We start from the raw sequence: 25,282 nt of genomic DNA, 5'->3' as shown, positions 1-25,282 counted from the left end.
CCGTCTTTTATTTTATCATTATGAAAGCCTTCATTGTGCCTTCTAGGGATTCCTATGTTTTTTCAAAAACCAGGATAAGGCAATTTGTTATTTATCTGAGTATTTTCCTCCTTCTCTGGGTGGGATCCGGCAGCATTTCATTGGCGCAATTTCAAAGACCAGATGTATCACTCCCTAGTCCAAATGCGGCGAGTTTAGGCTTGTATGGGGAAGTACCCGTTTCTTTATACACGGGCATGCCGAATGTGACCATTCCCCTGTACACGCTGCAAGAAGGAAAAATTAATGTTCCCATTACATTAAGTTATCATGCCTCGGGTGTGCGGGTCAATCAACACCCGGGATGGGTGGGATCGAACTGGAATCTAAACGCCGGTGGAGCTATCACCCGCAAGATGAAAGGGATACTGGATGAATTTAATGATAAAGGCGTTTCAGGTTATTATCATAGCCATGGCGTTCTGAATCAGCTAAATTGGGAGACACCTGAATATACAAAACAAATTGTCGCGGCTGCGACAGACACCGACCCGGATGAGTTCAATTTTAACTTCATGGGCATATCGGGAAGCTTTTATCAAAATGCAAAAGGAGATTGGGTTGCTAGGTCGAATTCAAAAATTAAGATTACCGTCGACCCTAATTTTATGGATGTGCCTAATAGTCTTCAAGCAACTTGTGACGGCTCTGTTGGCGTTCTCATCTCAACCACAACAACAGGCAATAATCCAAAAACATTTGGCAAATTCACACTAACTACTGTTGATGGAACCAGGTACGTCTTTGGCGGAACAACTGACGCCATAGAATATTCAACAAGTTTCTTTAACGGGCCGGGCTTTGCACAAAATTACAAGGTAAAGGACATTTGGGTAGCCAATACATGGTATTTAACACAAATAATAACCCCGCAAGGGCAACAGGTTACGTTTAATTACAGTGCAAATGCTTGCAGCGATGGAAAGTTTGTTGCTTCTTTTTATAATTCGCATACTGCGGGATCTTATAACAGTAGTTCAGGTACGTCAGGCGTGATATCCATGGAAATTAAATGCGGTGGTTCTTCAATCGGCTCAACCAGTGGATACGTTGCCGGTGTTCTAACGAGGCCGGTTTATCTTGATGGAATTACCGGTGATCAGCACTCTATCACTTTTACGCGATCCAGCACCAATGAGCTTAAATATGAAACAAGGATATTAAAGCCTTATTTTGATCAACCGGGAGGTAATTTACAAAATGTGCCCACTGACATTTTTCCTTACTTAAATTATAACGGAGTACTGGGGAGTGTTAGTAGCGGGCCTGATCAACGGATAGGGGCACTATTAAACAAACTGGTGTGGAAGCAATTAGATCAGATCAAGGTTGCAAACAAAGACGGTTCAATTGTTAACAATATTAAATTCGGATACAGTAGCGATACCACTAAAAGGCTCACACTTAATAATGTAAAATATCTGTCTAACAGTGACGAAAATTGTCTAAGCAAATATGACTTTGAATATTACACAGATTATGCGCTACCAAAATATCTGGATGCCTTAGATAAAACAGATCACTGGGGTTTCTTCAACGGACTTGAATACGATATCAGTACGCTACCCGCTACCGGATTTTCTACTTATGAAGCTAAAAAAGCTTCTTCCACCAATATTCAAATATTGCGAAGCGGTAGTTTGAAGAAAGTAACGTATCCAACTGGCGGGTATACGGAATTCGACTTTGAGAAACATACTTCCAAAAAGTATCAATCTATAAACAAGGATGCAAGCATCACCCTGGTTACAGATGCTACTCAGGCACTTGGCGGGCTTCGGATTAAAACAATTACCAGTAAGGAAACAAGCAATGCTGTTTTGTCGACCAAGCAGTATGAATACCTGCTTGCAGATGGATCATCGAGCGGTATTTCGTCCGGCAAACCCGTTTATGGGTCAGGTGCATATAAAATATCTGTTTGTAATGCAGAAGGCTCTATTACTCAGGACATTTATTCACTACAAAATCTTTTACCGACCAGTACCAACTCGCATGGCACTCACATTGGATATAGTAGAGTCGTAGAAAAAAATAGCGACAACAGCTACAAAGTATACACCTACACAAACTACGAGTCACCAGACGGTTCATTTCACATGGATCTGCCGGTTCCCAATACACTACGTATTCAGGGCAGCGATGCAAGCAGATATGAGCCTTTTTATGACAAATCCTTCGAGCGCGGCCTGCTTTTGAGTGAAGAATCATATGATGCTTCGAACAAACCGGTGTTAAAGAAAATAAATACATACAAAGCACTATCCAACGACTTTGTCGAAGGCATGTACAGAAATAGTGTTGCAGTATGCCCGGGATCAGGGCGGTACGGATGCTCAGGCTTTCCTTATCGTATTTACACTTATCAATACAAACTAGATAAAGAACAGGTTTTCAATTACACGCAAGGCCAAACCGAAAGTACCGAGGATAAAACAGAATACATATCCTACAACTCGATTGGACTTCCCGTTGAAACAAAAACAACAAGAAATTCAAAAACAACTGTAACAAAGGACCGGTATTCAATTGACTATGTAGTTGTGCCAGGCAGTGTTCTTCTTGACGAACCAAGCAAGGCTATTCGCATAATGCAGGCGAACAATATGGGCGGCCTGTTGGTTGAGCGGCAGATTTGGAATAATGATAATGGAACGCTGGGTATAGCTGATGGTTTCCTGAACCTGTACCGATCATACCCCGCAGCAAGCGGCTTCATCAATATTCAGCCGGAAAAAACATTACAATATTCAGTTACAGCAGCGAAGACTATTGTAGTCAATTCATCAATTCGTGCGAATGGTTCATCCTTTTCTTTTAATTATGATTCTGACTACAAAAAGGTTGTCGTCAAATTTGATGACCCTGCCAATGCTTATACGCTTCGTGGTGAACCGGTCAAATTCACTGATAACGACAATCTCACTACTACTCTGACCTACTATGGAGGATCCAAAACAGGGCTACTGGCTTCTAAAACAATTGGTAACCAGACCACAACTTACGACTACAAGCCTTTGGTAGGGATTACCTCCATTAAGGATCCCGCCAGCTTTAACACGTTCTATGCATATGATGGCTTTAACCGGTTAGTTACGGTAAAAGATCATTGGAACAACTTACTTCAATCCAACTCGTATAACCTGATTAACAGTTCGGGGTGCAGTACACCCAAGTTGGTATCTGAACCGATCGTTACTCCGACACTCTCCGGGTCGGGCAAATATAGCCGGGTAGTTATTATAGGTAACAGCATTACCAAACTAGTAGCTCAGACTGGTTCCGATGGCTGGCAATCGCCTGCGTTGACCGCAGCCGGGGGCTGGGGACGCGCATCATCCACACAGGCAAAAGATTTTGCGCATATCCTGGAAGCCCGTTTCAAACAACTCGATGCCAACGCACAGGTGCTACCCTTGTGGGAGGCACCTTTTGAGCGGGATTATATCAGCAGCCCTGCGGGTTGGGTTACCTACGATTTCACGGCTCTTCAAAACCGTATTAAGAATAGCTTCGGGTCGTCATCATGGAAACCTGACCTGGTCATTATCCGATTGGGGGAAAACGTGCTGAACTCTGAGGTCGAGCTTAACAATTTCAAAGGAGCATATAACACGTTGATCGATAAAGTACTGGCAGTAAGTGCGCCCGGCGCAAAAGTAATCCTGACCAATTCAATGTGGCCGGACCAACCGCTCGCTGATGCCAAAATTCAGCAAGTGGCTACTGAACGTGGATTGCCCTTCGTAAGTCTGAGCGATATGATATCGAACCCTGTTTATCTGGCTGGAAACGACCCGGTATCAATGGCTGCGTTCCCTAACAATACGGGCGACCGGCATCCGGGCGACGCCGGGATGTTGGAGATCGCGGACCGCATCTGGAGTAAAGTCAAAAATGTCGATTTGCCATCGAACATCGGGGGTAATATCACCAAAGTCAGAATATATCCCCGTTCCGAAACTTGCTGTATTGCCCGTATTGCCGGTAGTGTTATTCAAGGATCAAACGATATGTCCAATCCTAATGGCTGGACTACCCTGGCTACTATTACTGAAACTCCGGTTGCAGGATGGAATGAATACACAATCCGGACTACTACGGCCTGGCGGTATGTACGGTTCCTGGCAGGAGCTAATTGCTATGGAGACATAAAAGAACTAGAGTTTTATAATGGAAATGTAAAACTAAACGGATCAAGATTTGGCTCTTCAACCGCTTACAACAACGATCCCGCCACTTACGGCTATAATATGGTTTTTGATGGTCAACTGACAAATGTCTGGAGTGGAAATGCTGCCGGTCCGCAAAACTATGCGGGACTTGATTTGGGTGCAGGCTGCTCTGCCCTGACGGCCAGTGTGACCTCGCCTGCCAATAACGCCAGTGTGGTAGGCACGGCTAGCACCACAACCACCGGACGGGTAACCACTGCCATTAGCGTCACCACATGCGTCCCCACAGGCACCACTATCAGCAGCGTAGAAATCTGGGCGACAACAAGCAGCGGCGGATTCCCTAACCGGATGGGTTATGCGATCGCCGATGCCAGCCAACCAGGTGTTTACAAGCTGTCGTCTGACGAAGGTAGTGCTGCCGGAAAATGGCCAACGCCTTTTCTGGACCCGGGTACCTATCGCTTTTACGCCAAGATAAACACTGCGGGCACAACGCTCACCACCGATTACATTACGGTAACGTTGACAGCTCCTCCTATTACAGGTTGCCCCTCGCTCACAGCCAGTATGCTCTCGCCTGCCAACAATGCCAGCGTAGTGGGTACGGCCAGCACTGTCACCGCCGGCAGGGTAATCACCGCCATTAGTGTCAACACTTGTGTACCCACAGGGACCACGATCACTGGTGTAGAGATCTGGGCATCGACAACTTCCGATACATTCCATAACCTGATGGGCAAGGCAATAGCTGATGGCAGCCAACCAGGTGTTTACAAGCTATCTGCTCAGGAGGGCAGTGCCGATGGGAAGTGGTCCGCAGCCTTACTCGACCCGGGTACCTACCGCTTTTATGCCAAAGTAAAAACTGCGACCACTACGGTCACTACTAATTACAATACCATTACGCTCACGGCCCCGCCTACCACAGGCAATATCACGAAGGTTCGATTATACAACCGTTCCGAAACTTGCTGCATTAGCCGTATTGCCGGCAGTGTTATCCAGGGATCAAATGATATGTCTAATGCCAATGGCTGGACGACACTGGTCACGATTGGTGGAACACCGGTTGCCGGATGGAACGAGTATGCCATTCAAACAACTACGAACTGGCGGTATGTGCGGTTTTTAGCAGATTCCGATTGTTATGGGGACATAAAAGAATTGGAGTTTTATAATGGAAGTGTAAAACTAAACGGATCAAGATTTGGCTCTTCAACTGCCTATAACAACGATCCGACCAACTACGGCTATAATGTAGTTTTTGATGGCCTATTGACAAATACATGGAGTGGGACTGCTGCCGGTCCGCAAAACTATGCAGGACTTGATTTGGGTGCAGGCTGCTCTACCCTGACGGCCAGTATGCTTTCGCCAGCTAACAATGCCAGTGTAGTAGGTACTGCCAGCACAGTCACCGCCGGCAGGGTGATCACCGCTATCAGCGTCACCACTTGTGTCCCCACAGGTACCACGATCACCAGTGTCGAGATTTGGGCGTCAACCACTTCGGATACATTCCATAACCTGATGGGCTATGCAGTTGCCGATGCCAGCCAACCAGGTGTTTACAAGCTGTCGGCCGAGGAGGGCAGCGCCAACGGGAAGTGGCCCGCAGCTTTGCTTGATCCGGGTACCTATCGCTTTTATGCCAAAGTAAAAACTGCGACGGCTACGGTCACAACTAATTACAATACCATTACGCTCACGGCTCCGCCTGTAACAGGTTGCCCCTCGCTGACAGGCAGTGTGATTTCGCCAGCCAACAACGCCAGCGTGGTGGGCACGGCTAGTACGACTACCGCCGGCAGGGTGATCACTGCGATCAGCGTCACCGCTTGCGCACCCACAGGGTCTACCATCACTAGCGTAGAGGTCTGGGCGACAACCAGTACCGGAACCTTCCCCAACCGAATGGGCTATGCAATAGCTGACGCCAGTCAACCGGGTATTTACAAGCTGGCGGCCGAGGAGGGCAGCGCCAATGGTAAATGGCCTGCCGCTTTGCTCGATCCGGGCACTTACCGCTTTTATGCCAAAGTAAACACGGCCACCAATACGTTCACGACCAATTACATTACGGTGACTCTCACTGCTCCGCCTGTCACAGGTTGCCCTACCCTGACGGGCAATGTGATCTCGCCAGCCAACAATGCCAGTGTAGTGGGTACGCCCAGCACGACTACCGCTGGCCGGGTGATTACTGCGATCAGCGTCAGTACTTGTGCCCCAACAGGCTCGACCATCACCGGCGTTGAGATCTGGGCGACAACCAGTACGGGTGGATTCCCCAACCGGATGGGCTATGCAATAGCTGATGGCAGTCAACCAGGTGTTTACAAGCTGTCGGCTGAGGAGGGCAGCGCCAACGGGAAATGGCCCACAGCTTTGCTCGATCCGGGCACTTACCGTTTTTACGCCAAAGTAAACACCGCAACGACTACGTTCGAGACCAATTACATTACCGTTACACTGACCGCGCCTGTCACGGGTTGTGCTGCCCTGACGGCCAGTGTACTATCGCCAGCGAATAACGCAAGTGTGGTGGGTACTGCCAGCACCATTACCGCCGGCAGGGTGATCACCGCCATCAGCGTCACGGCCTGCGTCCCGACAGGCTCTGCTATAACCAGTGTAGAGATATGGGCATCAACCACTTCCGACACATTTCATAACATGATGGGCTATGCGATAGCTGACGGCAGTCAACCAGGTGTTTACAAGCTATCCGCTCAGGAGGGTAGCGCAGCCGGAAAGTGGCCAACCCCTTTTCTCAATCCGGGCACCTATCGCTTTTACGCCAAAGTGAAAACTGCGAGCACTACGTTCACCACGGCCTACAACACCATTACGTTGACGGCCCCTTAGAAGATTATTTAAATAAAGCTGGAAATGAAAAATTATTTTCACTTCCAGCTTTATTTAAATATCGAATTCAGTGATATCTAATGCTTTGAACAAATGAGGAGGTTTCTACTGTTTTAAGAAGGAGATGATATTACCGTTAGGTACAGCAGTATTGGGCACTGGCCTTCCGACCATTTCGAGTAGTGTCGTCTCGATCATTCTGCATAATGCGTTCAATGCAAGATGCGAAGCAAGTATTTCAGGGACTATAATAAAACTCGTAGATTTCTTTACTGTCATAATACAGCTGTTATAAAGGCGGTTCTTTGGTCGGCTAACGAATCGCGCCTCCAATCAGCACACTACCGTCAGTCGCAGGTCGATTCGTTAAAGTAGCGCTATCTGCGGATCGTAACCAGCTGCAATGGTACTTACCAAAGAATGTGGGGTCAATACGTCTACATAGGTATCCAAAAAAAGACTTGCAGGTTCGTAACCAAAGGGCGTCCACAAATGAAGCTTTTCGGCCATTTTTAGATAGGGCTGGCTGCCGTGGCTGATGAACACACCGTCCGGCAACTTATCGAACTCTGCCTGGAACGTTACTTTGGTTTTACCGTTTATCCTCTCTTGATGCAAGACTTGGTCTATTTGGGCAATAGGTGTTTTTAGGTCAAAACCATGCTGCGGATTTCCTTCCGTCCAACATCGTTTAAACCGGTTGAAATCTTCTCTTCGACACTCGGCGCATGGCCGATGCCCGGCGGAAAATGCGGTAGCTTCATCCAAGAAGAACAGTTCTGTCCAGCGGTTTGGAGTCATAACGACACGGTGACGCCCCTTAAACCGAAGCAGACAGGTGATCCACGGCCTTAACCTAAATGCTCGTATTATTTCTTTGCGGTCATTATGAATTACGCCACGATTCCCCGTCCAATGTCCCCGCGCAGCGGTAAAAATTAGTTGTCCGTAAGGGTTCACGCGATTTTGAAGCATATCGCAGTAAGTTTAATGTTTATAAAGGGAACTTCGCTGAATCATCATGACGTAGCAATTCTTCGGATGCAGCAAGCTCGAAGCCACCATTCCAACGAATTCGCCCGCGGAGTCTGAATGCTTTTACCCGATCTTGGTCGCCCTCCCAAAAAGGTGTGGCTAACAAGAAAACTCCTGTGAGCGCTGTGTCTATTTCAAATTCGGAGAGGCAGGCCAGCATGTTAGTCTCCCAGATAATGCGCCAGGTTTGCTAAGATTGAATTTATGCCTTCAAGATCGTCCGTTGGGCTAATTTCTTTCGGTACATTCTCGGCGGTGATCGTCACCAATGTAGCTCCGGAATACACCGGAAAACCGCGTGGCAGAAAGCCTCGAAGTTCTATTTTTTCTCGCTCGCTCTGCAAAAGACGTTCGTATAATTCAATCACCTTGTCCAGTGGATTAAAATTGCATACATTGTATGAGCCTATCGGCCCCTGGTTTATACTGTTGTCGCTGAAATTGTTAAAGTAATTGAAGACTGCTTCTTCACTAAAATTCTTAATTCCTTCTGGGGTCACTCCAAGAATTTTTGCAATCTGCTCCAGTATCTGATCTTCCACCGTTTCGCTCTGCTCGATTTTCGATACGGTTTGCTGGCTGACGTTCAGTTCGTGCGCGACATACTCCTGCTTAAGACCGCGTAATTCACGGATACGTGAGATCTTGTGATCGATATGGTCGGGTTTTGTTGCTGTGCTCCACCTGCAAGTTGTTCCAAGATCAGGATCGTGCCAGCGGTCGCTTTGGGAAGCGTTTTTTTCTTAGGCCTTTTGAACGGTATTCCCAGCGCCAGTGTCAGAAAAAACTGACTGGCCGAAAGCCCGCTTTTCTCGATGAGCCCACTAACCTGTCGTTTCTGATCCATTCCTGCCCAGCTTATTGTGTCACACAATGGAAAAGCCGCCATTATGCCGTAAGCTTTGGGCGGCTTTCAATAGTCATCCATAAGTCGGGCCACTTATTTAGCTGCTGTTATGAACGCACGAGGCGGTGTCTGTTTTCTGTCGTTTTATAGTAATCCAACGACTATTGTCCGTTCCTACTATTACTTCTCTTCGTTTGAGCTTGTGGACATCCGCATATGAAAGACCCGTGTAGCAACAAAACACAAAAATGTCCCGAACCTGATCTAAACGACTGGTCGGCATCTTTTTCACAACTACTTTGTTTAACGCTGCCTCCGTCAGCACCTCGCGATCAACCTCATGCTTGCCCATTTTAAACGACTCAAATGAGTCTTTAAGTAGCCACCCTCGTTTCTCACAGGACAAAACAATCTTCTTGAAATTGGCTAGGTATTTCATGGTCGTGTTGTGGTTGCATTTTCGTTGACTTTTTAGCCAAGACTCATAATCTTCGATAAACTGGAAATCTAGGCGGGTGATTTCAATGTCCTCAAGTTAGTATCTCCAGCGAATAGAATTGCTCACCAGAACTTTGAGATTTTTTGAAAGTTCTGACGAGGCCATAAACGAAAAAAGTCTGCAAATCAATGATTTACAGACTTTTGATAGCTTTTAGGATCGCTTTTCGTGGAGATGCGGGGAGTCGAACCCCGGTCCAGAACAGGGAAACCCTGCGCCTTCTACATGCTTATCCGTGATTAGATTGTCGGGCTTGACAAGGTGCACGGCGGACCCGCGTCAAAGCCTTAGATACTAGGGTCTTGTTGGTTTTACGCATCAATATACCAACCAGCGCTGCGGTTCGACACCCCTGGATCCACCCGGCAGCACGTGGGGTGGAGAGATGATGGCATTTGGTTAATCCTCCGGATTAAGCAGCCATGGCGTAAGTAGATTCGCCAGTTATTGTTTGAGAATATTATTTCCGGGAGGTACTCTCAACTCCCGACATGCTTACACACAGAACCTCAGCCCGCTGTCAATTCCAGTCACCCCCATTTTAGCTTTCAGCTCTAACCCGTTGGCCGTATGCGTTTATAGATTACAAACAGCAACAGCCCCAAATTAAAGTCCAATCGCATTGCTATTTACACATATTAACCCACGAAAGTTCGCCCACCAAGCATTTTTTTGATCTAGAAACCTCTAACTAACTGACTCTAAACTCACTCACTCATTAAAATCTAAAACTCCCACCGACAACCCACCACCGGAATCAGCCCCAGCTGATATTGCGTCACCACATCATCCTTCCGCTTGTCAAAATACCGGTATGCCTCGTTCTTCGTGCCCGACACATTCTGTAAATCAATCGACAGCGTCCTGCTGTAATGCGCCCTGCTCTTCTTCCAGTAGATGCGCAGATCGGGGCGGAAGTAGTCTTTCATCTTTACAAAATAGGCACTATGCTGCTCATAAATGGTGGTTTGCAATGTCCGGGAATATTCCAGATCGATCGGCTTGTCCCTGAACCCGCCCAGCCACAGCACTTTTGTATTAATGCACCACAAGCTCTGGTTACCCGATTTTATTTCCTCCCCTGCCGTGAAACTGAATGTATGCCCGCCGTCAAAACGGCCGTCAGCGCGCTCTTCGACGAGATTGACGGCCGAATAATTGTCGCGCATGTCCCCTCCTACCGGTACATGGAACTGGCGCTGCAAATATGCCTCGATTTCAGGCTGCTCTTTTTATTGAAAAACTGCTGGAAGCCCAACACGAAATGGTGTGCACGCGTTGGCTTTAAATCGAAATTCTGGGCCACATCTGTTATCCCGTAAAGCGACGAATAGACATTGGGCGATTGCATCTGACTGTGCAAACCATAGGAAAAGCTCACTTGCTTGTCGCCAGCGGGCTGCCATTTCAACGCCGCTCTCGAGTCCACACCACAATGCTCCCGGGCTTTATACCTTCCTCCACCTTGCTGATCATCCCGTGCAGGCCAATCTCGCTGGTAAGCGAAGGGGCAAATTGCAAGGACCAGCTGACAAATGGCTGCACCAGCCAGGATTTCACATCGCCACCCGGCCCAACCGGCGGTGTTCGGTATTTCTGGGTCGTCAGGAATACTCCGCTTTTGAACCGCTCCCGGGCGCTCACCCTGTGTGTCAGTGTCGTGTTCAACGAAATTTTACCGGCGACCAGTACCGTCCGGATCGAAGCCTTGCGGCCCAGCGGCTGGTCATATGTGGCTCCCACAGCCCCCATTTTGTTTTTGTAAATGATATTATAGCCCTCTTTTTCAAATTCCCAGGCGGTGGTGTCTTTACCGGGATCCAAAGTATTGCGGCTAATGCCGCCCATTCCAAAAACAGTGAGCCTGGCACCTTTCGATGTCGGAAAATTAAGGTTGAAGGACAGATTCGGGGTACCAAGGAGCTGCGTGCTCAAAATATTGTTGCGGTACTGCGTTCGGGTGCATGTCAGCCCTCCAACGCCTATTTATTTATAATTTTTTTCACAAATGTTTTTACAAATCAAATTTCATTCTACATTTGTAGAGTACATTACCTATTTGTAGAAGAAGCCATGCAACTAAGCAAAACAGAAGAACAGTTAATGGAGTATTTGTGGCAAAAGGAAAAGGTCTTTTTGAAGGATCTCATTGAATGCTTTCCAGACCCTAAGCCGGCGACTACAACCATCGCCACATTGCTGAAACGGATGCAGGACAAGGGTTTTGTAGCGTACAAGCTTTACGGAAATTCGCGGGAATACTATCCGCTGATTAGGAAGTCCCAATACTTTTCAAAACAGGTTAACGGGATCATCAAGACCTTCTTTAACGATTCCGCCTCTCAGTTCGGGTCGTTTTTTGCGAGAGAAACAAGCCTGACCGCACAGGAGTTGGAAGCGCTGCGGGACATTATCGACGAGGAAATTAAACGCAAACAAAATGATTAGCTACCTTATTAAATGCATCATTTGCTCCGGTATTCTGATCGCGATGTACCATTTGGTCCTCGAACGGGAGAAAATGTTCCGGTTCAACCGCGCTTACCTGCTGCTTTCGCTGGCATTTGCATTGACAGTCCCGTTTGTAAGCTTTGAAATACCAGTCGAGCCTGTTAGGGAAGTCTTTCAGGATAATCTGCCCGTATTATCAGGTCAAAATATCCCTGTCACCGAAACAACGCGCAGTTTCACACCACAGCCGCAAAATCAATGGCTCACGCTGTTTCCCTGGCTCTGTTATACGGCGGTCAGCCTGGTACTGCTGCTGCGATTTATGTGGAATATAAGGTCTATTTTAAAATTGAAATCCAAATGCAGGACGGTTCTTATGGGCGAAGCAAATCTGGTGCTCGTCCCAGGCGACATCGTGTCGTACACCTTTTTGAACAATATTTTCATTGCTGAAACTTCATTCGACCGTCGGGATACTCAAAACGAAATCATCGCCCACGAGCTCGCCCATGCCCGGCAAATGCATTCGCTGGATGTTATCGGTATCGAACTGCTCACCGTATTCTTTTGGTTTAACCCGTTCCTCTATTTCTATCAAAGGGCAATCCGGCTGAACCATGAATTCCTGGCCGATGAAACCGTGCTGTCTCAATATGATAATGTAAAAAATTACCAGCTAATGCTATTGAACACAGCCATTAGGGGGAAAGAGGTCAGTCTGTCGAGCAGCTTCAATTATTCTATCACCAAAAAACGACTAGCCATGATGACCAAAATTCAAGATCAGAACAGACAGTATTTCAAACAAGCTGCCGTGGTAGTACTCGCGTTGGGATTAACATTTGTTTTTTCAGAGAAAATCTATTCCCAAGTTCAACCCGAAATCAAAAAAACGCCTAAAACAGCAGCGAACAAGCCAATTGCCAGCAAGAAGCTCACGAACCGTGGCCCCGGCAACGGAATATCCGCTGCCGAATTAGACGAATTTAACACCGCCATTCAAAGCCACACCAGGTACGTGAAGAACAAAAGGGGCCGCACAGACCCGATGGTAACCATGGAGCCGAAACTCGAAGACCGGATGTACGAGCTGTTCGTTAAAATGAGCGCCGAACAACAGAAAGTGCTGATTGACTCCGGTATTACGCTATTCCAAATGGATATTCCCGTGAAACAGGCACCAACGCCGGAACTGTTTGAAAACTGGAAAAAACCAACATTATACGGTGTCTGGATCAACGGTAAACACGTCCCCAACACCGAGCTGAACAAATACAAATACTCGGATATTGCCGAATACTGGCACAGCAAATTATGGGGCGCAGCGAAAAAAGGGCGCATTTACAAATATCAGCTGGAACTGATGACCAACGACTATTTTGATAAAACCTACGAACAACGGATCAATAACCGCGTCATTATCACCCGGGTAGGCTGGGTCGGCACGAAACCGGCAACCTTTAGAAGATAATCGTTGGCACTGTCAGAATTCAAAAAGCAGGAGCCGCGTTCTGGTTTTTTTATGCCTCCTTACTCCATATTGTCGTACTTTTGGGCGTTGGAATAAGCGTTCAAATATGAAAGTTGAAGATATAGAATCGTTTTTTAAAGATTTGCAGGACCGGATCTGCCAGGATATTGAAAAGGAAGATGGTGCCGCGAAGTTCCACGAAGACCTGTGGCAGCACCACTCCGGTGGCGGCGGCAGAACCAGGCTGATCCAAAACGGCAATGTGATCGAAAAAGGCGGGGTCAACTTTTCCAGTGTTACGGGGGAACTTCATCCGAGGCTCCGGCAGCAAATGAACCTGAACGACGACGAAGAGTTTCGCTTCACCGCCACAGGCGTGTCGATCGTCATGCACCCGCGTAACCCGCACGTACCCATTATACACATGAACGTGCGCTACTTTGAGCTCGATAATGGCACCTGCTGGTTCGGCGGCGGCATCGATCTTACCCCGCATTATGTGGTAGAAGAAGATGCCCGTGCATTTCACCAGACGCTCAAAACAGCCTGTGATAAGCACCATACCAATTTTTATCCCAAATTCAAAACGTGGGCGGACGACTATTTTTTCATCCAGCACCGGAACGAAACGCGCGGCGTCGGTGGTATTTTCTTTGATTATCTCAAACCCGATGAACCCGGAAATGGCCAGGGTCTCTCAAAAGAGCAGCTTTTCGAGTTTGTAAAAGATGTAGGTGAAAACTTTGCGCCCGTTTACACGGCCCTGATGCAGAAATATGGCGATAAGCCATTTACCGAGCAGCAAAAACAATGGCAATACCTGCGCCGGGGACGATATGTGGAGTTTAATCTCGTATGGGACCGGGGAACCAAGTTTGGCCTGGAAACCAACGGCCGCACCGAATCCATTCTGATGAGCCTGCCGCCTCAGGCCAACTGGGAATATAACTTTGTTCCGGAGCCCGGTTCTTCGGAAGCCGAAACCTTAGGCTGGCTCCGCAAGGGCGTGGCTTGGTAATGCCCAGGCTATTTCTTTCCGGTAGTATAAATGCCCGTTTTCGACCGTAAGCGGAGAATCAAAGTTATTGGTATAAAGCTGGCCGGTGCCAAGCCCTTGCGGCAGCGGGTTGTTGAACCTGGCCGTATATTGCGCAATAGCATTAAGTCCGATATTAGATTCCAATGCAGAAGTGACCCACCAGCCGATATGCAACCGGTTGGCGATCTCGATCCATTCGCTGGTAGCCGTGAAACCGCCAAGTAACGTAGGTTTCAGGATAATGAAACGAGGCATCAATTTTTTGAGCAATGCAAATTTATCCCGGTAAGCAACAATGCCGATGAGCTCTTCATCCAGGGCAACCGGGACAGGCGACGACGCACAAAGCTCCGCCATTAATTTATATTGCCCCGCTTTTATCGGCTGCTCAATCGAATGCAGGTCAAAGGCGCTCAGGCGTGCCAGCCGCTCTTTTACATGCTCCGCTGCAAATGCCCCATTAGCGTCTACACGAAGGGTGATGGCATCTTTATCAAACCGATTTCGTACGGCTTCCAATATCCGGCATTCCTGATCAAAATCGATCGCACCGACTTTCATTTTCAAGGTCGTAAACCCCTGAGAAAGCTTGTCTTCCACTTGTCCCAGCATGTTATCGTAAGAACCCATCCAGATCAGCCCGTTCATCAGGAGGCCCTCACCATGGTTGGAGAAGCCATTTTTGAAAAGAATGCGTTCACCTCCGTTCATGATATCAAGCAAAGCCATCTCCACGCCCGCACGGACGGAGGGCAGGTTTTCCGGAATAAGCTGTTCGAGGATAATGCCTAGATTGAATGGAAAGACATCAAGGTCGAGGTCGTTAAAAATGCTACAAACGTCCGCTAGTTGGGCCTCGAAATCCGGAATATCGTCGACGCTCAATCCTGGTAACGGCCCGCATTCGCCATATCCGACAACACCTGGCTTTTCGGAGTCGGTAATGATGACGATCCAGGATGTCTTTTGTGTAAGTACCCCGCGAGAGGTGCCTGCTTCCTTGCGAAAATGAAGCGTATGTGGCTTATACACAATTTTTAACGGCATGATTTTGTGGTGTCAGATTTTAAAAGGGGCACAATATTAGACAAAATTTACGTAATTATGCACCAGGATGAAAGAACTGCGCCTGATAAAAAAAGCATTACTGCCCCTCTCATGGATTTACGGTTTTATCACCGATGTGCGCAATATCCTTTTTGACAACGGCATCCTGAGTTCCCAAAAAGTACCGCAAAAAGTCATCGCGGTTGGAAACCTTACCATCGGCGGAACGGGCAAAACGCCGGTCATCGAGTACCTCACGAATTTATATTCAAAGCAAATACCCACGGCAATCCTGAGCCGGGGCTATGGCCGCCAGACCCAAGGATTTGTGGAGGCCGACGCCACCGCCTCCGCCAGTTCGATCGGCGACGAGCCTTTTCAGTTTTATACCAAATTCGGCACGGATGTAAATGTATCGGTTTGTGAAAAACGGGTGGAGGGCGCTTTGCAAATTAACAGACGGCACCCGGACGTGGAACTGCTGCTGCTCGACGACGCATTTCAGCACCGCGCCATTCGCCGCGACGTCAATATCTTGCTGAACGATTATAACCGGCCGTTTTACGAGGACCACCCCTTCCCTGCCGGTCGGCTACGGGAGCGGCGGCATGGCGCATGGCGCGCGGATGCGGTGATCGTTACCAAATGCCCGGCATTTCGCGACGTTTCCGAAAAACAAAATATTTGTAACCATATAAGCCGCTACACGCGGGAGGGTGTTCCGGTTTTCTTTGCCACTACCCGTTATGAAGCACCTTTGTCCTATGAAAGCACGCCTGTTCAGTTAAAGAATGTTAAAATGGTCGCGGGCATCGCAAATCCGACGCCATTCGCCGCATATTTGACCACCCGGTTCATCGTTAGAGACCGACGCGTCTTTGTAGATCATCACAATTACACCGCCAACGACGTCGAAGACCTTATTAAGAACTTAAAAAGCGATACTTTTGTGGTTACGACTGAAAAGGATATGGTCAAATTAAAGCCGTTGGTTGCTTCGAAAGGCTACGCAGCACGATTTGCGTACATTCCCGTTTCCGTGGATTTCGGGGACGACGAGCCAGCCTTTGTCCAATGGATCACTTCACAAATCGGCAACCGGTTTGAAAACGGCAGAATGTAGTTTCCTCTATGAGAATTGTTTTATATAGCATACTGTGTATTTTATGCAGCTTCCTCGTCTCCATACCCATTGCCTATGGACAGGTGAAGCTTCCGGGAAATATACGGATGCCGGGTGGCGGTGGTAGCGGCGGAGGCGGCTCGAAAGGAGGGGGAGGTCAGTCTATTCTGGACGACAGTACTAAGACCATCTATGGCCCGCAAACCACGCTTCATTTTTACGAAAACGATATTTTCAATAACCGCGACTCGGTGCGTTACCGGGTGGACACGGGCCTGACCAACTTCCATCGCTGGATGCCTATAGATAGATCCTGGGGCAAAATAGCCGACCTTGGTAACCACGTTACGGCATCGAGGAACCTGTTTTTCCAGCCTCGCGAAGATATTGGGACACAACTGGGTCTCCGCGCATACGACGCCTATGCGATTAAACAGGAAGATGTGGCTTACATCGATACCAAATCGCAGCATACCGAACTCGACTTTATGTCGGGGCCTAAAAAAGCGTCGCTCGGGACATTTGCCTATACCCAAAATGTGCATCAGCGCCTCAACTTCGGCATGCGCGCTACGCGTTTGACTTCGAATAAAGTTTACGGTTTTGCCAACACCGTTAATTCCGGCGCATTGCTGGGCCAGAACTGGACGTTTCTCGCGCACACCAGCTTTTTCTCTAAAAACAAAAAATACCTGGTACTCGCGCATTACCGGCATATGAACATGAAGGTGCGCGAACAGGGCGGCGTGATCCCGAATGTCGAAGATGGCGTGATCGACCCGTATTCTTATGACGGAGCGGCCAGTATCAGCGACAATGCCAACTCCTGGGAGCGGCGCCATGTGTTCCATGTTTACCAGCAATACCGGCTTGCCAATGGCTTCCAGGTTTTTCAGCAGGTCGATTATCAGGGTGTGATCGACCGCTATACGGATCAGGACATTTCAAGAGGAGTTGAAAAGGACGTCTATCCTACTCCAAAATTTGATACAAAGCTAACGCGGCAGGATCTTTACTATAAGCTTTTTGATAACAAGTTCGGTATCAAAGGATTTTATGAAGGATTCAATTATCGTGCTTATGTCCGGCAGCGGTTCTACGGATTGCGCTCGATCGGCCAGCCTACCAATGAAACCGGAAATCCGTATGTGACATATCGTACCGGCCTTAAATTCGACAATATCATCGGTGCTTGGCTGGGCTATTATTTAAAAGATTCCGTCCAGTATGTCACTGCCGAGGCCGATCTGAACCTGGCTAAAAATGTCGAGTACCGGCTGAAAGGTGAATTAAATACCCGTTGGGGCAAAGCAGGCTTTCAGAGTATTCAAACGGCCCCCGATCTGCTTACGCAGCGTTACCTTGGCAACCATTTCGACTGGCGTACCAATTTTGATCCCACCAAGGTCCAGACCATTTACGCGTCGCTTGCCCTTAAAACGAAAAAGATCGAGTTCGTACCGGAGGCGCAGATCCATCAGATCAACGATTACATTTATTATGATACCGTGGCGGTTCCCCGCCAGCTCAATACCGGGTTCCGGTTGCTTCGGGTGGGTTTCAACTCGGGCATTCATCTGAACCGGTGGAATTTCACAACCATGGCTTACCTCACACTGAACGACAACAAGGACGTGATACGGATTCCCACGGTCTTCGCGAGCGGCGAGGTTACATTCGATTTTGTGTATGCCAAAGTGTTATTCATTCAGCTCGGTCTGGCGGCCCGGTACCGATCCGCATATCTGGCTGACGCCTACATGCCGATCACACAGCAATTTCATTTACAAAACAATACCACCTTAAACCAGAGCACGGTAGTCGACGGCTTTGCCAATGTCCGCATTACACGCGTACGGTTATTCTTTAAAATGTCTTATCTTAACCAGGGCGGTAACTTCGGCCTTTTCCCGAAGGGTTATTACGTCACACCCGGCTACCTGGGCCTTGCGAGAGCATTTTCGTTCGGGATCAACTGGCCGCTTTTCGACTAGCCGACCAAATTCTTTTTCGATGCCATCATTCCTGAACCTCGTCGCCAAACGCATTTTGGCCAACCATACCTCGCTCGACCGCGTGCAAATAGTGGTACCGACGCGACGTGCGGCCTTTTTCCTGATGCAGGAGCTGGCCGGCCAAACGACCGAGGCGATAATGAGTCCTGGCATTATGGCGATCGACGATTTTGTCGAAAGCATTTGCAGCCTCGAAATAGAGGATCCGGTCCATTTGCTTTTCGATCTGTACGAAACTTTCAAGGAAATCGACCCGGATGTCCAATTCGACCGCTTTATGGGTTGGGCTTCGGTATTACTGAGTGATTTGGATAAAATCGATCAGTACCTGGTCAAGACTGATTTTCTTTTTGAATACCTCTCGGAATCTCATGCGCTCTCACGCTGGCAGGGAAGCCTTCCCGAGGGTAAAACCTTGCAAAGTGAAGGCGGATCGAAGCAATATTTCTCCCTTTTTGAGAATATCAATAAGGTTTACCGCTCATTCAGGGAGCGGCTGCTGGCCAAAGGGAAAGCCTATCGCGGAATGGCTTATCGCGAGCTGGCAGAGGACATTGCCGGGCTCACAGATACGCGAACAGAAGCCGAGCGGATCTATTTTGCGGGTTTCAATGCATTTACAACGTCGGAGCGGGTGATCGTATCGGCATTGGTCAAGGCCAAAAAAGCAGAGGTGCTGTGGGATTCGGACCAGTATTACATGTCCGAAAATACCATGGTGGAAGCCGGGAAAAGTCTTCGCGAATACCAGCGCGGCAAGGAGTTCGGAGATTGGAACTGGACAGGCGACGATCTGCTTTCAACTGAAAAACACATTACGATCTACGGCGTACCTAATGCCACCCTGCAAACCAAAGTCGCAGGCGAACTTTACCAGCGCATGAAGCGGTTCGATCCGGACGATGCGCCCATACCCACCGCCATTGTCCTGGCCGACGAAAATTTGCTGTTACCGATGCTCTATTCGCTCGATGAGGCCGTCCGCGACCTGAACGTGACCATGGGGCTTTCGATGCGCAATTCATTGCTATACACGCTTATCGACGGCATTTTCGAACTGCAGCAAAACGTGGTGGAGTTCCGGACCAAAAGCGGCAAAATGATCCGTATCCCAAAATTCGGACACAAATCCATTGACAAAATCCTCAACCACCCATTTATCCGGCATTATGAATACGTAGCGCTAACGCCGCTGGAAGACGGCCAGACTATTATCCAGCGAACTCTGCGCGAGATCACCGAAAGAAACCAGGTATTCCTGAGCTCCGAGGAACTGATCGCATTAGGCGACAACCATCCTTTGTTTCAAATCCTGTTTACCCATTGGCAAAAAAACAATGCACAGCAGGTGATCCGCTCTTTCTATCAGCTAATCGAGTTGCTTCGGGAGGTTTATAAGGATTATAAAAATGCGCTGGAAACCGAGTATCTCTATCTTTTTTACACACTACTCAAACAATTCGAGCAGACGATCGAGGAGCGCGCCGAACTAATAACGCTGCGGACGCTGCGGTCATTTATGTTTGAGCTCATCCGGCAGACGCGCATTCCATTCAGCGGGGAGCCGATCAGCAACCTGCAAATCATGGGAATGCTCGAAACCCGTGCGCTGGATTTTGAGCGCATCATTATTTTGTCCGTCAATGAAGGCATTATCCCGACAGCTAAAAGACAAAATTCACTGATCCCATTTGATGCCGCGCAAGCCGCGGGGCTGCCGACGCATCAGCATCAGGAAGCAGTCATGTCCTATCATTTCTACCGGTTGCTCCAACGCGCTTCGGAAATCCATATACTTTACACGAGCACCAACGATGCACCCGGCGGGGGTGAAAAAAGCAGATTTCTGCGCCAGATCGAATACGAGCTGGCCGGTTATAATCCGCAGATCCATATCGGGAATAAAACGATCATTTTTGAACCGCAGCAACAGCAGGAACTGGAAGAGGTGGTCCATAAAGACGACGCGCTCATTGCTGCCATCCGTGCTTATCTCGATGGAAAGGGCATTTATCCTACCCACCTTAATGAGTTCATCCGCTGCTCCATGCAGTTTTATCTCAAACATATTGCCGGTGTAAAAGAAAAGGAAGAGGTGGAGGAAGAACTCGGGATGGACAAGATCGGTACCTGGCTGCACGCCTCGCTGGAACGCCTGGACCTCGAATTTTTCCTGGTCGACAACGATCCTTCGGAGGGGCAAATTACCACGATCCTTCGCGAGGAATTCGACCGGCTTTTCAAAGGCTACGTGACCGACCTTGGCCTCAACCGCATTTATTACCAAATCGGCGAGCAGCAGATCCTGACCTTCCTGCGCCATCAAATGGCCCAGAAACCGCGTAGAAAGATCCTCGCTGCCGAACAGCCGCTTAACACACGCATACAGCTGGTGTTGCAGGGTGCTTACACGCCCGTGCGCATCGGCGGAAAGATCGACCGTATCGAACTCGCCGAGGAGGGTACTTTGTATGTGATGGATTACAAAACGGGAAGCGTGGAGCTGACCGGCAAACAAAAACTTACCGATCCGGTAAGCCGGGAGGAAGTGATCCGCTTCGATCCCGACCGCAAAATGGGGTATGTGCGGCAACTGTGGGTGTACGAATACCTGATGTACCGCCGGATGAAGGAGGAGAACGGGCTGAAATTGCGCGGCAACAACTATAATTTCGGTGAATATGCGGTAAAATCCGGCTTCTACTCTTTCCGCGATCCTAAAAACCTGATCGCCAATCCACTGGAAATTACAGACCAGCTCGCCCCCGACGAATTCATTGAAAAATCGGAAGTGATCCTGGCAGACATCCTGAACGTAATGCTCGACCCGGATATTCCTTTCCGCAAAACCGACGACCTTACAACCTGCAAATTCTGCGATTTTAAGGGAATCTGTGGTCGGTAATTTGCCGCTTGAAAAATAACAGGGTAAGCTTGCAACCATTACGTAAACAATGCGATCTTTTCTAAAAAAATCGTTTACGGTATGATCGTTATAGCAAAATTGTCCTTCTTCATCATATGGCTGTTGGCCTTTATAATAACTTGCCTCGTCGTAGGTATTACGTTCCCGTTTATTGTCCTTGCGGACAAGTCTCAAATGCTTTTTAAGGAATTGTCCCTTTAATATCAAAAAATCAAAAATGCCTCTTAAGAATAAAGGCGGGTGAGTGATCTCATCCGCGTTTTTTGATGCATTCCAGTACGTTATTTCTTCTTTAATTCCAGGTACACTTCCTCGTCCGGCAAATTGGTGCTGGCTTCGGAGGATTTCAGCGTGATGTTGATTTGCTGCACACCGCTCGTATTCACGATCCTACTCCCTATACCACTGAGGCGCACATTTAATGCGGCCCCTGTACTTTGGGTAACATCCACTTTTTCATTGACTTCGAAGTTATCCTGCGCCGTAGTTTTCACCGCCACCATCGGATATTCCTGGGTTAAAGTAACCTTTGTACCAGATACAATGATTTCGGTGTTCTTGGTATATTTGACGCTTAGCTGGTTCTTCGCTTCCGTAGCAACTTCCCATTTGTAATGACTGGTAAATCCGCCGTCCACTGTAGTGGTTTCATAAGTTCCTACAAAGCTCCCCGCATAATCCACTTCCGGTTCAGGATCCTTTTTGTCGTCCTTGCAAGCGCCCATTAAAACCACCAGACAGCAAAAAATCAACTTTTTCATACTTCAACTTTAAGTGTAAACAATTTTCAAATATAAACACGCATCCTAAATTTCCTACTATAACGGCACCGCCCCGGAATGCGCATATCGGAACGGAAAAATCTTCATTTCAATGCGTTATCAGAATGGCAGCCTCCCCAGGTCTACATTACCGCCGGAAATGATAATACCTACTTTCCTTCCTTCAAAAACAGCCTTATTTTTCAAAACCGCAGCTGTCGAAACGGCTCCTGAGGGCTCCACCACGATTTTCATACGCTCCCACAAATAGCGCATAGCCTGGATGATCTCCTCGTCGGAAACCGTGAATATGTCCGTCACCTCGGATTTGATGATCGGGAACGTCTTATCGCCCAAGTGGGTCAGCAGGCCGTCGGCAATGGTGTTGATGTAAGGCGCTTTTTCGATTTTATCACTTCGGAAAGACAACACCGCATCTGCCGCCCCTTCCGGTTCACCCGCATACACCTTTGTTTCGGGTGAAAAATATTTGGCAGATAACGCCGTTCCGCTGAGCAAACCACCACCACCTACCGGCGCAACGATCGCATCCAATTTGATGCCTGCGTCTTCGATCAATTCCTTGGCAGCGGTTGCCTGGCCTGCGATTACCTCATAATTATTGAATGGGTGCAGAAATGTTGCTCCCGTGCGAGCGACGATCTCGTCAACTGTCCGCTGACGTTCCTCGGGTGTATTCTTGCAAAAGGTGATTTCGGCTCCGTAGCCTTCTACTGCAGCGATTTTGACTTTCGGTGAGTTCTCGGGCATCACGATATAACATTTTGCACCGATCTTCTGCGCCGAAAATGCGATTGACTGTGCATGATTGCCGGAAGAATGCGTGATAACTCCATTTGCCAGCAGCTCAGCCGACAGCGAAAGCACAGCATTGAGACCTCCCCTTGCCTTAAATGCACCGATCTTTTGCAGGTTTTCGCATTTGAAATATAACTCCGCGCCGGACAGGTTATCGAGGAATTGCGATCTCAACACCGGTGTGTGATGAATATAGGGCCTAACGAGCTCATGGGCCGTTTCTATGGTCTCTCTGGTCGGTACAGTTCCTGTCATGTCAATGTGCATTATGAAAATTGTTCCTGCTTAAAAGAAAGGGGTCCGTCATTTGCAGACGGACCCCTTAAATTGTGAAGATTTTTTCAGTTAACCTTATTTACCAGCATTTGGCGTGTAAAGGTTAAAGAACTGATCCAATTTCGGTGTTATGATGATCTCTGTGCGGCGGTTCAGGCTGCGGTTAGGCGCCGAATCGTTTGCCACTTTGGGGAGATATTCGCCACGACCGCCAGCGATCATCCGAACCGGCTCAACACCGTATTTCTTTTGGAGCGTACGTGCCACAGAAGTTGCACGCAGTACCGAAAGGTCCCAGTTATCAGCTACTTTGTCTGTTGCGATAGGTACATTATCCGTGTGACCTTCGATCAGGATTTCGATCTCTTTATAGTCGTTCAGGATTTTCGCCACTTTGGAAAGTACGGTTTCAGCTGCTGTGTTGATGACCGAGCTTCCTGAGCGGAAAAGCATTTTGTCAGATAGTGAAACGTAAACCACGCCTTTTTTCACCTCGATCTGTACGTCCTCGTCGCTTACGTCAGCCAATGAACGTTTCAAGTTCAGTACCAGCGCCATATTCAAAGAATCCTTGTGCTGGATACTTTTGTTCAGGTCGCGGATCTGGCTTCCTTGCTGGTCCATCATCGCAAGTGATTTTTTGATGCTTTCTGAACCTTCTTTCGAGATCACTGAAAGGTCCGACATGCGGTCCAAAAGGTTGTTGTTGTTCTTTTTAAGGAATTCAACCTGTTCTTCCAGCTCCTTCATTTTAGCGTTTTTACTGGTCAACTCGTCATTCTTAGCCTTCAAATCATTATTCAAGCTAGCAGTTCTGCTATCACAATCATTCAGGTCGGCTCTTGCTTTGTCCAGTTGGATTTGGATCTCGTTGGCTTGCTTCTGTGCAGAAAGCAATTTTTTCTTACTAGCACATGAGCCAAGTATAAAGAGCATGGCAACGGCTAAAAGCGTTTGTTTCATAATCGTTTTAGGGTTGTTAAAAATAGATAAACACTGTTAAGTAAAACATTTGATAAACCACACTAAATGCTATCAATAATCGAGCCAACTGACCCGGGGTGCGTTTCAAAAACGCAAAAGTACAAAAAAAAGGGAACAATGTCGCTAAGACACTTTCCCTTTTTCCTTGAAAACAAGCTACTTTAATATCTAATGTTCCAATATGGGTTCCGATGTGACTTCATGCTGTCATTTATGTAGGTTTTCAGCGTTTTGTCGTAGTCCGCAGTTGTAATTTTCTTGCCCTTCATTTTCTTCGGCAGTTTCACTTCTTCGGTGAGTGGCTTCTTCTCAACTTTGATGGCCGTAAAAATCACCTCGCCATCATTCACGTCCAGCTCCATGATCAGGCCGGGAAGGCCGAAGTAGCGTTCCGGGCCGGTATTATAGGCGAGATCATTGGCAAACCAGGCGGTCAGCTTGGCGTCACGCACGGTGTCTTCCGCTACGGCCATCATACACATGTAGCCATTGATCTCCTTGATCTTGTTGAGCACCTTCCAGGACGGCGCTTTCAGGGAATCGTCGATGACGAGCGTTTTGCCTGCAAATTCTTCGATTTCTGTTTTACGCTCCGTGTCCAGATTGCGGTACACCATAAACTCGCTGGTGCGGCCGCGCCATCCTCCGTCGGCCTCCGGCTCCATGTCGTTGTACTTACTTTCTGCGGCGGTCGCAAAAAGCTGACCTTTGGTTTTATACCCTTCATCGTGGCTGCCCCAGGTCGTTTTAATCCGGCTGCGTTCTTCTTCCGAAAGGAAAGTCAGCCGGTCATAGATCTTCGACCAAAAGTGCTCTTTTTCATAAATGACCACAACACCTTCCTGCTGCGCGAATACGGGTAAATTACCCAGCAGCAAACATATCATCCAAATTTTTTTCATAT

Annotated in this window: 19 protein-coding genes, 1 other RNA gene and 1 pseudogene; 7 read left to right on the top strand and 14 right to left on the bottom strand. The window is 48.0% G+C overall.

Going from position 1 to position 25,282, the window contains the following annotated elements:
* The first annotated feature begins 20 nt into the window (after nt 1-20).
* The gene (locus LZD49_RS09900) at nt 21-7,085 is read left to right on the top strand and encodes an SGNH/GDSL hydrolase family protein (protein ID WP_234667178.1); all 7,065 of its coding nucleotides are present in this window, start codon (nt 21-23) and stop codon (nt 7,083-7,085) included.
* Nucleotides 7,086-7,451: 366 nt separating this feature from the next.
* Here LZD49_RS09900 and LZD49_RS09895 read toward each other — a convergent pair whose 3' ends face one another.
* The 9 genes and pseudogenes from LZD49_RS09895 to LZD49_RS09855 form a co-directional block, all read right to left on the bottom strand.
* Complete coding sequence (locus tag LZD49_RS09895; RefSeq protein WP_234667177.1) at nt 7,452-8,060, bottom strand: hypothetical protein; 609 nt, start codon at nt 8,058-8,060, stop codon at nt 7,452-7,454.
* Nucleotides 8,061-8,281: 221 nt separating this feature from the next.
* Nucleotides 8,282-8,662 (bottom strand): hypothetical protein, encoded by a 381-nt coding sequence (locus LZD49_RS09890; RefSeq protein ID WP_234667176.1) that lies wholly within the window; start codon nt 8,660-8,662, stop codon nt 8,282-8,284.
* Between the two features lie 3 nt (nt 8,663-8,665).
* Nucleotides 8,666-8,710, bottom strand: a pseudogene (locus LZD49_RS36025) (hypothetical protein); the annotation flags it as partial.
* Entirely contained in the window at nt 8,707-8,967 is a 261-nt protein-coding gene (locus LZD49_RS09880; protein WP_234667175.1) for a hypothetical protein, read from the bottom strand. The gene LZD49_RS09880 and the pseudogene LZD49_RS36025, both read right to left, overlap by 4 nt.
* A 97-nt stretch (nt 8,968-9,064) precedes the next feature.
* Nucleotides 9,065-9,487 (bottom strand): site-specific integrase, encoded by a 423-nt coding sequence (locus LZD49_RS09875; protein WP_310590483.1) that lies wholly within the window; start codon nt 9,485-9,487, stop codon nt 9,065-9,067.
* Nucleotides 9,488-9,632: 145 nt separating this feature from the next.
* Nucleotides 9,633-10,004, bottom strand: a transfer-messenger RNA (tmRNA) gene (gene ssrA / locus LZD49_RS09870).
* Nucleotides 10,005-10,191: 187 nt separating this feature from the next.
* Complete coding sequence (locus LZD49_RS09865) at nt 10,192-10,671, bottom strand: hypothetical protein (RefSeq protein WP_234667174.1); 480 nt, start codon at nt 10,669-10,671, stop codon at nt 10,192-10,194.
* Nucleotides 10,644-10,895 (bottom strand): hypothetical protein, encoded by a 252-nt coding sequence (locus tag LZD49_RS09860; RefSeq protein ID WP_234667173.1) that lies wholly within the window; start codon nt 10,893-10,895, stop codon nt 10,644-10,646. Before LZD49_RS09860 ends, LZD49_RS09865 begins: the two co-directional genes overlap by 28 nt.
* Complete coding sequence (locus LZD49_RS09855; RefSeq protein WP_234667172.1) at nt 10,874-11,401, bottom strand: hypothetical protein; 528 nt, start codon at nt 11,399-11,401, stop codon at nt 10,874-10,876. Before LZD49_RS09855 ends, LZD49_RS09860 begins: the two co-directional genes overlap by 22 nt.
* A 138-nt stretch (nt 11,402-11,539) precedes the next feature.
* Here LZD49_RS09855 and LZD49_RS09850 point away from each other — a divergent pair, with 138 nt between their 5' ends.
* The 3 genes from LZD49_RS09850 to hemF all read left to right on the top strand — a co-directional run bounded on the left by LZD49_RS09850 (nt 11,540) and on the right by hemF (nt 14,406).
* Nucleotides 11,540-11,914 (top strand): BlaI/MecI/CopY family transcriptional regulator, encoded by a 375-nt coding sequence (locus tag LZD49_RS09850; RefSeq protein ID WP_234667171.1) that lies wholly within the window; start codon nt 11,540-11,542, stop codon nt 11,912-11,914.
* Complete coding sequence (locus LZD49_RS09845) at nt 11,907-13,388, top strand: M56 family metallopeptidase (RefSeq protein ID WP_234667170.1); 1,482 nt, start codon at nt 11,907-11,909, stop codon at nt 13,386-13,388. The genes LZD49_RS09850 and LZD49_RS09845 overlap by 8 nt, the downstream gene beginning before the upstream one ends.
* 106 nt (nt 13,389-13,494) lie before the next feature.
* Nucleotides 13,495-14,406, top strand: a complete 912-nt coding sequence (hemF, locus tag LZD49_RS09840; RefSeq protein WP_234667169.1) for an oxygen-dependent coproporphyrinogen oxidase — start codon at nt 13,495-13,497, stop codon at nt 14,404-14,406.
* Here hemF and LZD49_RS09835 read toward each other — a convergent pair.
* A complete protein-coding gene (locus LZD49_RS09835; protein ID WP_234667168.1) occupies nt 14,374-15,474 on the bottom strand; it encodes an o-succinylbenzoate synthase in 1,101 nt (366 codons plus the stop codon). The two genes, hemF and LZD49_RS09835, sit on opposite strands and share 33 nt — an antisense overlap.
* Before the next feature lie 67 nt (nt 15,475-15,541).
* On the opposite strand from LZD49_RS09835, the gene lpxK reads away from it, so the two are divergent.
* The 3 genes from lpxK to LZD49_RS09820 are packed head-to-tail and all read left to right on the top strand — an operon-like array spanning nt 15,542 to nt 21,517.
* Nucleotides 15,542-16,597, top strand: coding sequence for a tetraacyldisaccharide 4'-kinase (gene lpxK / locus LZD49_RS09830; protein ID WP_234667167.1), 1,056 nt, complete (start codon nt 15,542-15,544; stop codon nt 16,595-16,597).
* A gap of 8 nt (nt 16,598-16,605) precedes the next feature.
* Nucleotides 16,606-18,591 (top strand): putative porin, encoded by a 1,986-nt coding sequence (locus LZD49_RS09825; RefSeq protein ID WP_234667166.1) that lies wholly within the window; start codon nt 16,606-16,608, stop codon nt 18,589-18,591.
* A 19-nt stretch (nt 18,592-18,610) separates the two neighbouring features.
* Nucleotides 18,611-21,517: a PD-(D/E)XK nuclease family protein gene (locus LZD49_RS09820; RefSeq protein WP_234667165.1), complete on the top strand. Its 2,907-nt coding sequence runs from the start codon at nt 18,611-18,613 to the stop codon at nt 21,515-21,517.
* A 302-nt stretch (nt 21,518-21,819) separates the two neighbouring features.
* Here the strand turns inward: LZD49_RS09820 and LZD49_RS09815 are convergent, their stop codons facing one another.
* The 4 genes from LZD49_RS09815 to LZD49_RS09800 all read right to left on the bottom strand — a co-directional run bounded on the left by LZD49_RS09815 (nt 21,820) and on the right by LZD49_RS09800 (nt 25,280).
* The gene (locus LZD49_RS09815; protein ID WP_234667164.1) at nt 21,820-22,299 is read right to left on the bottom strand and encodes a hypothetical protein; all 480 of its coding nucleotides are present in this window, start codon (nt 22,297-22,299) and stop codon (nt 21,820-21,822) included.
* 120 nt (nt 22,300-22,419) lie between these two features.
* The gene (locus LZD49_RS09810; protein WP_234667163.1) at nt 22,420-23,373 is read right to left on the bottom strand and encodes a threonine/serine dehydratase; all 954 of its coding nucleotides are present in this window, start codon (nt 23,371-23,373) and stop codon (nt 22,420-22,422) included.
* A 96-nt stretch (nt 23,374-23,469) separates the two neighbouring features.
* A complete protein-coding gene (locus tag LZD49_RS09805; RefSeq protein ID WP_234667162.1) occupies nt 23,470-24,357 on the bottom strand; it encodes an OmpA family protein in 888 nt (295 codons plus the stop codon).
* A 182-nt stretch (nt 24,358-24,539) separates the two neighbouring features.
* The gene (locus tag LZD49_RS09800) at nt 24,540-25,280 is read right to left on the bottom strand and encodes a GLPGLI family protein (RefSeq protein ID WP_234667161.1); all 741 of its coding nucleotides are present in this window, start codon (nt 25,278-25,280) and stop codon (nt 24,540-24,542) included.
* Nucleotides 25,281-25,282: the final 2 nt, after the last annotated feature.

The organism is Dyadobacter sp. CY261, from assembly GCF_021440085.1.
Taxonomy (GTDB): domain Bacteria; phylum Bacteroidota; class Bacteroidia; order Cytophagales; family Spirosomataceae; genus Dyadobacter.
The sequence above is the reverse complement of the archived record's forward strand: the minus strand, read 5'-3'. Positions and strand labels throughout refer to the sequence as shown.